13 protein-coding genes are annotated in these 14,503 nt (G+C 41.9%); 7 read left to right on the top strand and 6 right to left on the bottom strand.

Translation table 11 applies throughout. The annotated features are described in order from the left end of the window. Window positions 1-10: 10 nt before the first annotated feature. The 3 genes from J6836_RS04765 to J6836_RS04755 all read left to right on the top strand — a co-directional run bounded on the left by J6836_RS04765 (window position 11) and on the right by J6836_RS04755 (window position 2,137). Complete coding sequence (locus tag J6836_RS04765; RefSeq protein ID WP_206082307.1) at window positions 11-628, top strand: DMSO/selenate family reductase complex B subunit; 618 nt, start codon at window positions 11-13, stop codon at window positions 626-628. A 1-nt stretch (window position 629) separates the two neighbouring features. Beyond that, a complete protein-coding gene (locus tag J6836_RS04760) occupies window positions 630-1,406 on the top strand; it encodes a dimethyl sulfoxide reductase anchor subunit family protein (RefSeq protein WP_219247273.1) in 777 nt (258 codons plus the stop codon). 137 nt (window positions 1,407-1,543) lie between these two features. Further along, on the top strand, window positions 1,544-2,137 hold the full coding sequence (locus J6836_RS04755; RefSeq protein WP_219247271.1) for a TorD/DmsD family molecular chaperone: 594 nt from the start codon (window positions 1,544-1,546) through the stop codon (window positions 2,135-2,137). A gap of 46 nt (window positions 2,138-2,183) precedes the next feature. On the opposite strand, the gene J6836_RS04750 is transcribed toward J6836_RS04755, so the two are convergent. After that, window positions 2,184-2,726 carry a DUF924 family protein gene (locus tag J6836_RS04750; RefSeq protein WP_219249380.1) on the bottom strand — a complete coding sequence of 181 codons (543 nt, stop codon included), beginning with the start codon at window positions 2,724-2,726 and terminating at the stop codon, window positions 2,184-2,186. Between the two features lie 416 nt (window positions 2,727-3,142). Between J6836_RS04750 and J6836_RS04745 the strand changes: the two genes are divergently transcribed. Continuing rightward, window positions 3,143-3,412, top strand: coding sequence for a hypothetical protein (locus J6836_RS04745; protein ID WP_219247269.1), 270 nt, complete (start codon window positions 3,143-3,145; stop codon window positions 3,410-3,412). 40 nt (window positions 3,413-3,452) lie between these two features. Here J6836_RS04745 and J6836_RS04740 read toward each other — a convergent pair whose 3' ends face one another. From J6836_RS04740 to J6836_RS04720, 5 genes are read right to left on the bottom strand one after another with little or no spacing between them, the layout of a single operon-like run. Then, on the bottom strand, window positions 3,453-5,195 hold the full coding sequence (locus J6836_RS04740; protein WP_219247267.1) for an acetyl/propionyl/methylcrotonyl-CoA carboxylase subunit alpha: 1,743 nt from the start codon (window positions 5,193-5,195) through the stop codon (window positions 3,453-3,455). Then, on the bottom strand, window positions 5,176-6,786 hold the full coding sequence (gene pxpB, locus J6836_RS04735; RefSeq protein WP_219247265.1) for a 5-oxoprolinase subunit PxpB: 1,611 nt from the start codon (window positions 6,784-6,786) through the stop codon (window positions 5,176-5,178). The genes J6836_RS04740 and pxpB overlap by 20 nt, the downstream gene beginning before the upstream one ends. Window positions 6,787-6,795: 9 nt before the next feature. After that, complete coding sequence (locus J6836_RS04730; RefSeq protein WP_219247263.1) at window positions 6,796-7,602, bottom strand: putative hydro-lyase; 807 nt, start codon at window positions 7,600-7,602, stop codon at window positions 6,796-6,798. Beyond that, the gene (locus J6836_RS04725; protein WP_219247260.1) at window positions 7,599-8,378 is read right to left on the bottom strand and encodes a LamB/YcsF family protein; all 780 of its coding nucleotides are present in this window, start codon (window positions 8,376-8,378) and stop codon (window positions 7,599-7,601) included. Before J6836_RS04725 ends, J6836_RS04730 begins: the two co-directional genes overlap by 4 nt. Before the next feature lie 14 nt (window positions 8,379-8,392). Then, on the bottom strand, window positions 8,393-9,634 hold the full coding sequence (locus J6836_RS04720; protein WP_219247258.1) for an NRAMP family divalent metal transporter: 1,242 nt from the start codon (window positions 9,632-9,634) through the stop codon (window positions 8,393-8,395). A 412-nt stretch (window positions 9,635-10,046) separates the two neighbouring features. Here J6836_RS04720 and J6836_RS04715 point away from each other — a divergent pair, with 412 nt between their 5' ends. The 3 genes from J6836_RS04715 to J6836_RS04705 all read left to right on the top strand — a co-directional run bounded on the left by J6836_RS04715 (window position 10,047) and on the right by J6836_RS04705 (window position 14,487). Continuing rightward, a complete protein-coding gene (locus J6836_RS04715) occupies window positions 10,047-10,709 on the top strand; it encodes a GntR family transcriptional regulator (protein WP_219247256.1) in 663 nt (220 codons plus the stop codon). Between the two features lie 582 nt (window positions 10,710-11,291). Then, on the top strand, window positions 11,292-12,599 hold the full coding sequence (gene gltP / locus J6836_RS04710) for a glutamate/aspartate:proton symporter GltP (protein ID WP_219247255.1): 1,308 nt from the start codon (window positions 11,292-11,294) through the stop codon (window positions 12,597-12,599). Between the two features lie 853 nt (window positions 12,600-13,452). Next, window positions 13,453-14,487 (top strand): IS110 family transposase, encoded by a 1,035-nt coding sequence (locus tag J6836_RS04705; protein WP_219244814.1) that lies wholly within the window; start codon window positions 13,453-13,455, stop codon window positions 14,485-14,487. Window positions 14,488-14,503: the final 16 nt, after the last annotated feature.

The following is a 14,503-nucleotide window of genomic DNA, read 5'->3' as shown; positions in this document are numbered from 1 at the left end:
GAGTTAAATGATGAAACAGTATGGCTTTTATTTTGACTCCACAAAATGCACTGGCTGTAAAACCTGTCAAGTCAGTTGTAAGGACGAAAAAGATTTAGATTTAGGCCCTAAATTCCGTCGTGTGTACGAATTTGGCGGTGGTAGTTGGCAAAAACAAGATGGCATTTGGCAGCAAAATGTCTTTAATTATTACCTGTCAATTTCGTGTAACCACTGCTCAAACCCAACTTGTGTTGCGGGCTGCCCAACAGGCGCTATGCACAAACGTGAAGAAGATGGTTTAGTGGTTGTCGACCAGTCTATTTGTGTCGGTTGCCGTTATTGCGAATTGCGTTGCCCATATGGTGCTCCACAATTTGATGAGAAGAAAAAGCTGATGAGCAAGTGCGATGGTTGTTATGAACGTGTCGCAAAAGGCATGAAACCTGTGTGTGTTGAGTCTTGCCCACAACGCGCTTTAGATTTTGATGATATTAATGTTCTGCGTGAATTACACGGCACTGAATGCGGGATCGCGCCAATGCCAGATCCTAGCTTCACCAACCCGAACATTGTCATCAAACCCCATAAAGACGCGAAGCCATTTGGCGATAAAAGCGGCGAACTAAAAAACCCAGCGGAGGTGTAAAATGCATGAGCTACCATTAGTTTTTTTCACCGTCTTAGGGCAAACTGCCGCAGGGCTATTTTTGCTGGCTTATTTGAGCCGAAAAATGGGTTCCATTGATGACAAACAGTTAAAAACCGCCAATATCGTCGCGTTTATTGTTATGCTCATTGGCTTAGTGATTGGTGGATTGCACGTGGGTCAACCACTGCGCTTCTTTAATATGTTGCTGGGTGTTGGTCGTTCTCCAATGAGTAACGAAGCCTTCCTAAGTGGTGTATTTGTTGGATGTGCAGCAGCAACCTTGTTTTTCACGTTATTCTTTAAAAATGCGGTGTTACGCGAATTATCCAATATTGCGGCTGTTGTGTCTGGATTAGCCTTTGTTTGGTCAATTCCACAGGTATATAACATTGCAACAATTGCTAACTGGAATACTGGTTACACTACGTTGCAAATGTGGATGACCATGCTTGTTGGTGGTGGTGCACTTGCTATTGCCATTGGCGCTCGAGGGCTAGGTCTTGCCTCTTTCCTTATTGGTACGTTCGCTATTTTTGCCAGCCGTGCAGGATACCAAGCGTTCCTAACAGAAACAGGCCCTGTTCTCAGCGGCGAACAAACCGGTTTTTGGGGCTTCCAAGTGGTTGTCTTAGCCATCGCCCTAGCCGCATTTGTTGGAATAGCACTGAAACAACGTGCACCAAAAGCAACATTGGCCACCTGTGCAGCTGCTGTTTTATTGGCTGAGCTTGCGGGTCGTATTGCTTTCTATAACTTATGGCAGATCACCATGTAACCCCTTGTTGTTACTGTGTTAAGATAGCTTATCAAAGAACTCCTTTTGGGGTTCTTTGTTTAAGGACTAAAAATTATTCTGTAACGATGCCAGATTAAAATGTCATGCTGTAGCGCAAACAAGATGGATAAAATACGATGCTAGACACCACTATACTGCGCATTTTAGGTGCGTTTTTTTATTACTCTCCGCAATCAGATACGTTAAAGAACGTCTACCCAGTCTTAGGTGAAATACCGCAATTGCATACATGGGAGGACTCAGAACAAATTCAGACTATTTGTACTTCGTTATCCCAAACGTCCCCTGATGATATCACTTATGACTATTCTGTCTTATTTGAAGGCCAAGGCACTATGCCAGCGCCACCTTGGGGCTCAGTGTACCTTGAACACGACAATACTGTGATGGGCGAGTCGACCGCGGCTTATCGCAACTTACTACAATCAAAAGGGCTAGTCACCGATACTGGTATTCGTGAACCCGAAGACCAATTTGGCTTGATGTTGATGGCGATTTCAGCACTTGCTGAACAAGACGAGGATGAGGCTATTATTGAATTGCTGGAGCAGCATTTATTACCTTGGGCTTACCGCTACTTAGCTTTAGTTCAACAAACGCAAACAGAAAACCCTTTCTACCCAAACCTTGCAAAAGTCACTGAAATTTACTTGGCTGACTTACAACAACAACTAGAACTAATTCCAATTCAAGCTGAGTTATTCCGCTAGCTGTTGTCATACCAAAGAGCAACCTGCTCTTTGGTTATTCTATACGCTAAAATGAGGAGTTTGGCTCTTGTAAAAAAGTCAATTCTTCTTTGGTTGACTGGCGCCCCAAAATCTCATTACGATGCGGATAACGACCAAATTTATCAATAATCGCTTTATGGCGCATTTCATAATCTAGTGTGTTGTCATCCCCTAACATACGGAACAATTCCACTGCTTGTAAGTGAATAAAACTGGATTCTGAATGCATATAAGGCATTAAAGCAAATTTACGCTGTGATAGCGTCAGTAAATTATAATCATGCTGTTTAATGGCTTCTTGAGCTAGCGCCAATGCCATCGCATCTTGTGCAAAGGCGCGTGGGGTATCACGCCATAAATTACGAGAGAACTGATCAAGCACAATAATTTCCGCTAAACGACCTCGAATTGACGCACGCCAATAAGCCAATTCCCCTTTTGCTGCGCGCTCGCAGATAGCTGAAAAACGAAGAGCAATCGTCGAATCAAACTTTGTACTTTTTTCAAACCACTGTTTTGGCGTTGATTCTTCAAACCAAAATGAAAGCACTTCTTCCATGGAATTCATCATATAATCCTATCGATTTTCTTATTAGACGTTATCGTAATCCTAGTTAATGATCGCATTAATGGACAGGGTTAAGCTCTGAAAACGGGATTTAATAGCGAATTATTTTGTTTTTTTGCGAGCCAGCGCTAAAAAATCGCAAATTTTTTTTATCACAATTTAACAAATTAACTTGTTTATACCTAAGGTAAATTATTGTATCTATCACTATAATAGGTTTAAACTTTTTCAACTTTCATATTTTGTTATTTAATGTGAACTTATCTGTTTACCAAGGAGAAATAGATACATTTGGTTAAGCTAATGTTAGAATTTCACTGATAACATAACTGTATGACTAACGCGTTCAATCATACACATCACATTAATACTTCTTCAGCGTTTAATATTGGCTCTCATTAAGGATGGCAATGTAAATGGCAGGACATATGGTACTTATTGGTTGGGCATTATGGGTTAGCCCTTGCGGTACAGATTCATGTGATGCACTTCCTGTAACTGACACCATTTTCACGCAAGAACAATGTGTTAGTCGAAAAAGCTACCTTGAGTCTAAACGCCCAAACCTGTATTTTTTGTGCGGGGAAGTCTATCGTGATAGCGAAGAAATGACTGAAGAAGAAAAACATGCTGTACCAGCGCCCCATCCTCCTTTACGTTCATTGCCAGAGCGCCATTCACGCTAACTTGAGTTCAGCTTTGAACCCAAGTTAGCTCAAGGCTTACCTAATTTATTTCTGCGATTTGGCAATCAGCTTCAATAAAGTCACCTTTGTTAGCACTGTATTTTAATGTTCCTGTTCGATGAGCTAGCACTTGAACCTCCATTTTCATCGCTTCCATAACCCCAATGATATCCCCTTCAAGCACTTTTTCACCTTGTGGGATCAACCAATTAAAGAGCACACCTGAAATCGGGGCATTGACTGCATCTGGGTTACTCACCTTTTGTGACACATTTTTTGACTCTTGCGCACGGTTAACAGATAGCCCCGAAAGAAGTTGAGCAGGCAAACCCAATTCGCAACGTTTACCATCAATTTCAATAAACGTACGAGTTAATTCATTGCCCTCTTGTGGAATTTGGCGCGGCGCTGATGGAATATCCACATTAAATTCTGTTTCAATCCATCGAGTGTGCACTTTAAAATCTTCACAAAAATCAGATTGTTTCATCACTGCACAGTGAAAAGGTAAAACAGAAGCCACCCCTCCAATATTGAACTCTGACAAAGCACGACGAGCTCGGGAAATTGCTTGCTCACGGGTACTTCCAACGACAATAAGTTTTGCCATTAATGAATCAAAGGTCCGTGGGACTGTCGTTCCTGCCTCTACCCCACTGTCCACGCGTACCCCAGGCCCTGATGGGGCATCAAAAATAGTGATTGTTCCAGGCGTGGGTAGAAAACCATTTCCTGCATCTTCGGCATTGATGCGAAACTCAAAAGCATGGCCCCGTGGTTTAGGCATCTCACGGATGCTTAATGGTAAACCTTCCGCAATGCGCAGTTGTTCAATAACAAGGTCAATGCCCGCAGTTTCTTCTGTAACAGGGTGCTCAACTTGTAGTCGTGTATTCACTTCAAGGAAAGATAAGGTACCATCTTGGCTCAATAAAAACTCAACTGTCCCCGCCCCCACATAACCAGCTTTACGGCAAATATCGGTCGATGAGGTGATAATTTGCTGTAATTGCGCTTCTGATAAATAGGGTGCAGGGGACTCTTCGACCAATTTTTGGTTACGGCGTTGCAATGAACAATCGCGCGTTCCCACTACCAGTACATTACCATGGGTATCTGCAATAACCTGCGCTTCGATATGCCGAGGGTTATGTAAAAATTGCTCCAAAAAGCATTCACCTCGACCAAATGCCGCAGTCGCTTCACGCACAGCAGAATGATAAAGCTCTTCGACTTCATGCATTTGCCACGCGACTTTTAGACCCCGTCCACCACCACCAAAAGCGGCTTTGATGGCGATAGGTAAACCGTGTTGATGGGCAAATTCCACCACTTCTCGCGCATCTTTAACTGGGTCTTTGGTACCGACCACTAACGGAGCCCCAACTTGCAGTGCAATATGACGGGCTTGAACTTTATCACCTAAGGTCTCAATACTTTCCGCACTCGGCCCAATCCAGATTAGCCCTGCTTCACTGACTGATCGAGCAAACTCTGCACGCTCTGATAAAAAGCCATAACCTGGGTGAACCATCGTCGCCCCTGATTTTTTTGCAACATCAATTAATTTTTCAATGTTCAAGTAGCTTTCTGCTGGAGAATTCCCGCCTAACCCATAAGCTTCATCCGCCATTTTAACGTGCAATGCTGCAATATCGCTATCTGCATACACGGCGATAGATTGAAAACCATAATCACGGCAGGCACGGATGATGCGCACGGCAATTTCGCCACGGTTGGCAATCAATACTTTATGGGTTTTATTATTGTTGTTCGTATTCATAAGTACAATCACTCCCTTGTAATTCTTTAAATTCACCTAATGGATTAAAACGGATTTGAGCATTCACAGGAATTTGCCCAGCAAGGCTCAAATGGTACTCACACACCGTACCGATAACGGGGTAGCCCCCTGTTAATGGATGGTCATTTAAAAACAAAACGGGCTGCCCATTGGCAGGTACTTGGATAGCACCAATGCACGTTCCTTCACTCGGTAATTCCTGTTGGATTTCGCGCTCAAAAGGGTGTTCACCCAATAAACGTAAACCAATACGGTTCGATGCAGCGGTAACTTGCCATAATTGGTTGGTGAGCCGTTCTATGGCTTGTTGCGTAAACCAATCTGTTCTCGGCCCCAAAATAACATCTAATACCACGACATCGTCCGCTGATGGGTAATCAAAAATAGGGGTTTCACTAACCGAGATCGCTTGTGAAGTTGCTTTATTATTTATTGCCAGCACCTGCCCTACCATTAATGGCAACGGCCCTACTTGAGCAAGGGTGTCAAAAGAACGGCTAGATAAAACAGGTTCGACATTAAAGCCCCCCCGTACCGCTAAATAACTGCGCACACCTTTATTCGGTCGACCCAATTTGATCACATCCCCTTTAGCAAGGTGGATAGTTTGGTACACATCTGCTTCGTAGTGTTCTTCGTTTTCTGTCGTGATTTCAATTGCACAAGGTGCACCTGTAATAGCAACCACTAAATCTTTGTTCGCCTGTGCTTTGAAGCCACCTTGTGTAATTTCTAACACAGTTTCATCTGAAGCATTGCCCACTAAACGATTGGCACTTCGTAAGGCGCTTTTATCCATCGCACCTGATTCAGAGATACCCAGCGCTGATTGGCCAATACGTCCTAAATCTTGGAATAACGTTTGTAGCCCTGTAGCTAACACAGCAAAATCATTTGCTTGGCCTTGTGAACTTACCGTTTCTTTGGCCTTTTCAGGCAAGCTATAGCTCACCGTGCTTTTTGCTGCATCGATAAAGTTTACCCGCGAACCTGCTTGCACCAATGCAGGCTCTGCGCGGTTGATATCCCACATCGCAATGTCTGTCACACCAATCAGTTGCCATCCACCGGGGCTTGCTTGTGGATAAACGCTGCTAAATTCTCCCGCAAGTGCGACCGAACCAGCAGGGATACGAACGCGTGGTGATTGACGTCTAGGTACATGCAGATTCGCACCCCTCGACACCATGTAACCAAAGCCTGGCGCAAAACCACTAAAAGCGACTTGGTATTCATTTTCTGTATGACGGCGGATCACTTCATCGGTAGAAATACCCAATATTTCAGCGACTTCAGCTAGATCTTCCCCTGTATAATGCACGGGAATGACCACGAGTTTGCTCAATTTAGACGTGATTTTCGAAATATCTCTGGCAGATATTTGACGAACTAAATTTTTCGCATCAACAATAACTGGGTTGTATCGCACTAAAATCGTTCTTGCCGCAGGCGTGATTTCTTCCACTCCCTTGATAGGCGTTTCATGCAATGAATCTGTGAGCGCCATTGTCTGTTCAAGGCTTTGCAGCTCTACCATCAGCGCACTTAGGTTGACTGGTAAAAATCTCAATGGGCACCTCTATATATGATAAGCTGCGTCAGGGACATCAGTGATAAACATATATCCAGGGGCATGGCTTAACGCAAATGGCACACCCGATTTCATCACTGCCGCTTGTGGCGTTACACCACAGGCCCAAAATACAGGGATTTCCCCTTCTTCTATACGCACCGCATCGCCAAAATCTGGCTTCATGATGTCAACAATACCGAGCTGTTCAGGAGCACCGATGTGCACAGGTGTACCATGAACAGCGGGGAATCTTCCTGTGATACTCACGGCATCAGCAACTCGATTAGCGGGAATTGGTCGCATTGAGACTACAAGCTCCCCTTGCAAACGCCCTGCCGGACGGCACAAACGATTAGTTTTATACATCGGAACATTCGATTTATCGGTGATATGTCGCACACCAATTCCCGCTTCAATCATGGGTGTTTCGAATGTAAAACTACAACCAATCAGGAAAGTGACTAAATCAGGATATTGTTGATAAATCGCTGTCGCATCCGTGATTTCATCCGCTAATTGCCCATGTTCCCATACACGATAACGAGGGATGTCCGTTCGTAAATCCGCTCCCTCCGCTAAAATGGTTTGCCAGCTCCCGGCTTCACATACATCTAAAACGGGGCAACTTTTGGGATTACGCTGTGCATATAATAAAAAATCAAACGCCCAATCACGAGGAAGCGCAATCATATTGGCCTGCGTCATGCCCGGTGCAAGGCCTGCTGTCGGTTTATCATAACCATTGCGTATCGCTTCGCGGGCTGTTCGTGCGGCGTCAATCGCTTGCTTGGAAGCTTTCATTAATTGTGTCATTCCCGTTCCCCTTTGTGTGCAAAGCCATAAATCTCAATCCCTTGTTTTTCAAGAATTAATCGAACTTGTTGCGCCATTTCCAGTGCTCCTGGGCTATCCCCGTGAACACAAATTGACCCAGCATCAATCGGGGTAAATTGGCCATCAATGGAGACAACGCCCCCTTCTTGTACCAATTGCAGCATGCGCTCAGCCACGATTTTCGGGTCATGCAATACAGAGCCAGCCTGTTTGCGAGACACCAATGTACCATCGCTGTTATAAGCCCTATCAGCAAAAGCTTCGGCGACCACATTCAAACCACTTTCTTGCGCCCAACCAATTAATGGTGAACCCGCTAATGCAACAAGAATTAATTTACTATCAATGGCTTTGATTGCATCAATAACCGCAGTAGCTTGGCGTTTATCATGGGCAATGGTGTTATAAAGCGCTCCGTGAGGCTTCACGTATAACACGTCAGTGCCCGCTGCGGCAGCTAGCCCTTTCAATGCACCGATTTGGTAAATGACATCAGCGGTCAACTCGCTAGACGAGATATCCATATTACGACGCCCAAAGCCGACTAAATCGGGATACCCTACATGCGCCCCTACAGCCACGCCATTTTCTTTCGCCGCTTTTAAAGTTTTTAAAATCCCTTCTGGCGATCCTGCATGAAAACCACAAGCCACATTAGCACTACTGACAACAGGTAAGATTGCCTCATCATTTCCCATTTGCCATTGACCAAAACTTTCCCCAAGGTCGCTGTTTAAATCGATTTGTTTTTTCATCATCACTCCAAGGGTTATTTCAGGTAATTAAAGATGGCAGTAACAGACATAGCCGCCATATACCACGTTAGCGCACAGGTCACGATCCCCGACCAAATTAACCAACGCGGATAATGATAACCTGGCATTAAATCTGCGCGTCGCCATGCGATATACACAAAAATGGTTAAACCAAGCGGTAGCACTAAACCGTTAAACCCACCCGCAAATACTAACAATGCAGCGGGAGCTGTACCCATTGATAAATAGATAACCAACGAAATCGTGATAAAAACAATGGTAGCAACGTTGCGCTGTCTTTCAGTTATAGATGTTTTGAATACTTTCAAGAAGCTCATTGAGGTATATGCCGCACCAATGATACTGGTCAATGCAGCAGCCCATAAAATCAAACCAAAAATACGCAGCCCAAAATTACCCGCCGCCGCTTGGAACGCTTGGGATGCAGGGTTCGCTGCTTGCCCAGAAAGATCGATTGTTACGCCACTTGCGACGACACCCAAAATCGCTAAAAATAGGACATAACGCATCAGACCAACAACTAAAATTCCTTTTGTTGCTGCGCTCGATACCACATGAATGTTTTCAATCCCTACCGTCCCTTTATCTAATAAACGGTGTGCGCCTGCATAACAAATATAGCCCCCGACAGTACCGCCAACAATCGTCGTGATCATGGCAAAATCAATAGTATCAGGCATTACACTTTGTTTTAACGCCTCACCGACGGGTGGGTTAGAAACAAACATCACATACAGAGTTAATGCTATCATCGCCAAGCCTAAACCTATCATTAGGCGATCGATAAAGGTACTGGCTTTGCGAGATGAGAAAATATAAATCCCCAATAACCCACTAATGAGCCCACCCCATTTTGGGTCAAGCCCCACCAACGCATTGAGCCCCAATCCTGCCCCTGCAATATTTCCGATGTTAAATACCAAACCACCAAAAATCACGAGCACAGCCAAAACATAACCACTTCCAGGGATCGTTGCGTTGGCGATTTCAGAAGAGTGCATTTTTGTTAATGTCACCACTCGCCAGATATTTTGCTGCACAATAAAATCAATCACGATTGACGCTAAAATCCCAAAAGCAAAAGCTGCGCCTAATGCGACAGTAAATGTTGCTGTTTGGGTAATAAAACCAGGCCCGATTGCAGACGTCGCCATCAAAAAGATGGCACTGATCAACGAAGAACGGCGACTTTTCACATACTCAGCAGTGCTTGGTGCGCTTTCTTGAGCTGCCATATACGTACTCCTCTATGCGTTATTGTTTTAATTATTTATGTCGTTGTAGATGTTGTTATTGCGATTATCACTCAGGCAATTATCGTGCCATTGTTCTACTTGTTATAAAGATTGTTAATTCATTTTTAATAGATTGTTGAACAATTAGTATGAGATGCTGAATAAACAATCAATAAAAATCGTTATCCGTGATTTAAAAATCAAGGCGCGATCACTTTTTTAACAATTAAAGTAAAAATGAGGTTATGACTTTCACTGGCATGCACTAATTCAGTGCAACTTAGCCTATTTTCACCATATAAGTGCAAGTTTAGGTGTGCACCATGATGTTTTTGAAAGGAAACTTGCTGCCTAAACGCGAATATGTGAATATAGCCGCTTCATCACCCACCAAATTCAAGTGTGCTTTTTAATGAAAAAAACGCCTGTTGCTCAAACTTTGTCAGTCACGATTGCAGAAGTTATCCGCTCTAAAATCACCATTGGGGAAATAACCCCAGGGCAACGCTTGTCTGAGGCAACATTGAGTGATGAACTCGATATTTCACGTAATACCCTTCGTGAAGTCTTTCGTGTATTAACGCAAGAAGGGTTGCTGACCTATGCACCAAATAAGGGCGTTTTTGTCTCAGTCCCCGATATGGCGGCAATTATTGATATTTACCATGTAAGGCGACTCATTGAATGTAGTGCGCTGGAACACGCCTATGCACTGCACCCTGCTGTACAAAAAATGAAAGATGCAGTTTGTGATGCACGTCGACATGAGAAAATCGAGGATTGGATTGGTGTGGGTACTGCCAATATGAAATTCCATACTGCAATTGTCGAATTAACCGATAGCGAACGGCTTATCAGACTTTATCGTAATGTGTCTGCTGAATTACGTCTCGCTTTTGGGCACCTAAACGACCCCAAAATCTTATATGCCCCTTATATTGATAAAAACCAATTTATTCTTGAGCTACTCGATGAAGGCCACAACCTTGAAGCCGCCAATACCTTACGTAGCTATCTTGATTTATCTGAACGAACACTATTAGCGGCATATAAACGCAGCCAAACCTCGTTTTAATTCCTTCTTTTCTTCCAATTCACTTCTCTCTTCCCTTCTCCTAATGACTGTAAATTAAATTTTTCACTCATTTTTACATTACAAAAATTTGAGTGAATCATTTTATTCTTACAATAAATTTTTTTACTGGTATTACAGCAAGGTAAGTTTAAATTTATAAAGTAGAAAACTCTGTATTGTTAATTAATCACATTCTTATCTTTAATTTTAATATTCTATTTATATCGTCATGTAATAAAAAAAGTGCTTTTGTTTGCTTTTTTTATCTAATCTAGTTTTATTTTTACCCAAGAAACCAATTTTTAACAAAAAAGACACCAGAATAAAACACTTTCATTTTTTTAATATACTTCAAAAATTAACTTTCTCACGTCACAAGAATTCACATCACCCAATGAATTGTTACAATTAATTGACTTTTCACTCATCTTTTTAACAAAAGTAACGGTTTGATATAAATTACTTGCTGAAATTACTCAAATAAATCGAGTTAATAGTTGTAGTTTTCTCGAATATTCGCTATAAAATTTACGATAATAAAAAAGCATACATAAAAATTATTAATATAAATGAGATTCCATTATGACATTAAACCAAGTGACTAATAAGAAGCCCTTTAAATTTGGCCTAGGATGGCAAATACTGGTCGCGCTTATTTTAGGTGTTATTGCTGGTGCGCTTTTGCATGATAATACAGAGTACAAAGATTGGCTTATTTTAAATATTCTTTCTCCCGCAGGTAAAATATTTATCCAGCTAATTAAAATGATCGTTGTCCCCATTGTTATCTCAACGCTCATCGTGGGTATCGCTGGTGTCGGAAATACAAAACAATTAGGTTCTCTCGGTTTCAAAACCATTCTCTATTTTGAAGTGATCACCACAATTGCCATTATTGTTGGTATTTCCTTCGCAAACATTTTCCAACCGGGTGTTGGCATTGACATGTCTCAGCTCACCCAAGTCGATATTTCTCAATACGAAAAAACAACGCAAGAAGTTGAAAGCCACCCATCCGGGATTATCAATACCATTCTCACGTTAGTCCCTAGCAATATTTTTGCGGCGATGGCGAGCGGCGATATGCTCCCTGTCATCTTCTTTGCGGTTATTTTCGGTTTAGGATTGTCATCATTACCTACTGAGAAGAAAAAACCACTGCTTGATGTCTTACAGACCTTCTCTGAAACTATGTTCCGTGTCACAAACATGATCATGATGTATGCACCAATCGGGGTATTTGCACTGATCTCAGTCACCGTTGCAAACTTTGGGTTCTCATCATTAGTGCCATTGCTTAAACTGGTTATTCTTGTGCACTGTGCAATTATTTTCTTTGCGGTGGTGGTATTAGGAATTGTTGCGCGCTATTGCAAAATTAATATCTTCACGTTAATGAAAATATTAAAAGATGAACTTCTGTTAGCCTATTCCACCGCAAGTTCTGAAACTGTTCTTCCACGCATCATGGACAAAATGGAAAAATATGGTGCTCCAAAATCCGTAACCAGTTTTGTTATTCCAATTGGTTATTCATTTAATCTTGATGGCTCCACTTTATACCAAAGTATTGCAGCTATATTTATCGCACAACTCTACGGCATTGAATTATCCATAGGCCAAGAGCTAATACTTGTATTTACCTTGATGATCACCTCAAAAGGTATTGCAGGCGTTCCAGGCGTTTCATTTGTTGTACTGCTTGCCACTTTAGGCAGCGTGGGGATCCCACTAGAGGGCCTTGCATTCATTGCAGGTGTTGACCGTATTTTAGATATGGCGCGTACTGCCCTTAACGTTGTCGGTAATGCATTAGCCGCGCTTGTTGTTGCTAAATGGGAACATAATTACGACATCAAAAAAGCACGTGAATATGAAAATACTTTTTAATTTAAAATAAAAAAAATCTGATGACTATCATGCCCTTTCTAATAATTAGATAGGGCATTTTTTTACTGAAATAAAACGTAGCTCTAGTATATTTTTCTTTTTGTATTTATTAAAACAATATTTGTTGTTATATATTCACGACATCTTTATCATTAGTTAGAATTACTTACTTTATGTTTTATTTTACATTTTCCATAAAATTCACATTTAGTCATTGGAATTTTCTTGATATCTTAACTACAGCTATAAGCTGTATTAAGTTTCTTATATTTTGTTAGTCTGAGCAGGAAAAAATGCATCAAATAAGAAGATTTCTTTTATTTTTAAAGGTGCTTCAACACCTGATGGTAATTTTTGTATTTTCATTATCCTATTTTATGCTACACAGCTGGTTCTAACAAAAAACCTCGTGATCTCACGAGGCTTTTTTTATTTAAGTGAAACAAGTAAAATTACTTAAAATAAAAATTTAGTTTTTCATTAATAATATCTACTTTTTATTTTTCACACTCAACGAAATTTATATCCAAACCACTATCTATATTTTTATACGCCCAGCTCTATCAATCATAACTATAAATAAAATTATCGCTAATATTCTTCGGAATCAGCCATAGTTTTCTTTTATCTTTCATTACTTTACAAATCTTAATTTAATTTTAACAATCACTTTCATAAAATGACGCTCATTCGCGTATAACTAACTCTATGAGTTAATCCTAGTAGTACCATCCCTTTTAAGCCCCAACACCAGGGGCTATTTTTTTAAAACTGTAGTGATGTGATGGACGTCCCTCTATGTAAGTTTTGCCATACTTATGTTGAGCGATTTTATTCACAGAGGTACTACATCATGAACGAGATAAAAGTTATCGGTATCGATCTGGCAAAATCTGTCTTTCAGGTTTGCGTCTGGATGAGTGATGGGAATATTGCATCTAACCGCAAGGTTTCTCGGGCTAAATTGCTGGATACTATTCGTCAATTCCCTCCTGGGTCGATGATTGCAATGGAGGCTTGTGCTACTTCCCACTACTGGGGGCGTACTTTTCAGTCAATCGGTTTTCAAGTCAGACTGATACCCACGCAACACGTAAAAGCATTAACACATCACCAGAAAAATGATGCCAACGATGCTCTCGCTATTTGTGAGACAGCTTTTCGCCCAGGTATTCATTTTGTCGCTATAAAAACTGTTGAACAACAAGATATTAAAGCCCTCAGAGCTGCCCGCCAGTTGATGGTGGAACAGCGCACTGCGCTGGCAAATCAGGCCCGGTCACTGGCGGCAGAACAAGGCGTTGAGATCCCTGTCGGGATTCATATTTTACAGCAACGACTGCCTGATATTATTGAAGATGCAGAACAGTTAATTTCCCCCGTGCTGCGCCAGTTGCTGTTATCGTTGTTAGAAAATATACATTCACTTAATGAACGTATTCTTTCTGTAGAGCACAGTCTTGCGGCTCTTTGTCAGCAACAACCCAAATACAAAGTACTGATGACAATACCAGGTATTGGTCCACTTATTGCCGCTGCATTTCTGAGTGAAGTTAACGCAGCGCAATTTACTAACGGACGACAATTGTCTGCTTGGTGTGGTCTGGTTCCCCGCCAACACAGCTCTGGAGGAAAAAATAGTCTTTCTGCGATGACCAAAAACGGCAATCGTGATCTCCGGACATTGATCATTCATGGTGCGCGGTCTGTTATGCACTGGGCTCATAAACGCGATGACGCACTGGGAATGTGGCTGAAACGGCTTATTGAACGAAGAGGAAAAATGAAAGCCACTGTTGCGCTGGCTAATAAGATGACACGCATTGTCTGGCGGTTACTGACAGAATCCACAAGTTTTAATATCGACAGGGCTTTTGCGATGAACTGACCGTAGTTGTATCCAG

It is taken from the genome of Providencia sp. R33, from assembly GCF_019343475.1.
Classification (GTDB): domain Bacteria; phylum Pseudomonadota; class Gammaproteobacteria; order Enterobacterales; family Enterobacteriaceae; genus Providencia.
The sequence above is the reverse complement of the archived record's forward strand: the minus strand, read 5'-3'. Positions and strand labels throughout refer to the sequence as shown.

What these genes read in the sequence shown, in the direction of transcription:
- J6836_RS04765 (WP_206082307.1), top strand. Translation starts at nt 11, where the DNA reads ATGAAACAGTATGGCTTTTATTTTGACTCCACAAAATGCACTGGCTGT.
- J6836_RS04725 (WP_219247260.1), bottom strand. Translation starts at nt 8,378, where the DNA reads ATGAAAAAACAAATCGATTTAAACAGCGACCTTGGGGAAAGTTTTGGT.
- J6836_RS04750 (WP_219249380.1), bottom strand. Translation starts at nt 2,726, where the DNA reads ATGAATTCCATGGAAGAAGTGCTTTCATTTTGGTTTGAAGAATCAACG.
- J6836_RS04730 (WP_219247263.1), bottom strand. Translation starts at nt 7,602, where the DNA reads ATGACACAATTAATGAAAGCTTCCAAGCAAGCGATTGACGCCGCACGA.
- J6836_RS04715 (WP_219247256.1), top strand. Translation starts at nt 10,047, where the DNA reads ATGAAAAAAACGCCTGTTGCTCAAACTTTGTCAGTCACGATTGCAGAA.
- J6836_RS04745 (WP_219247269.1), top strand. Translation starts at nt 3,143, where the DNA reads ATGGCAGGACATATGGTACTTATTGGTTGGGCATTATGGGTTAGCCCT.
- J6836_RS04740 (WP_219247267.1), bottom strand. Translation starts at nt 5,195, where the DNA reads ATGAATACGAACAACAATAATAAAACCCATAAAGTATTGATTGCCAAC.
- gltP (WP_219247255.1), top strand. Translation starts at nt 11,292, where the DNA reads ATGACATTAAACCAAGTGACTAATAAGAAGCCCTTTAAATTTGGCCTA.
- J6836_RS04760 (WP_219247273.1), top strand. Translation starts at nt 630, where the DNA reads ATGCATGAGCTACCATTAGTTTTTTTCACCGTCTTAGGGCAAACTGCC.
- J6836_RS04705 (WP_219244814.1), top strand. Translation starts at nt 13,453, where the DNA reads ATGAACGAGATAAAAGTTATCGGTATCGATCTGGCAAAATCTGTCTTT.
- J6836_RS04720 (WP_219247258.1), bottom strand. Translation starts at nt 9,634, where the DNA reads ATGGCAGCTCAAGAAAGCGCACCAAGCACTGCTGAGTATGTGAAAAGT.
- J6836_RS04755 (WP_219247271.1), top strand. Translation starts at nt 1,544, where the DNA reads ATGCTAGACACCACTATACTGCGCATTTTAGGTGCGTTTTTTTATTAC.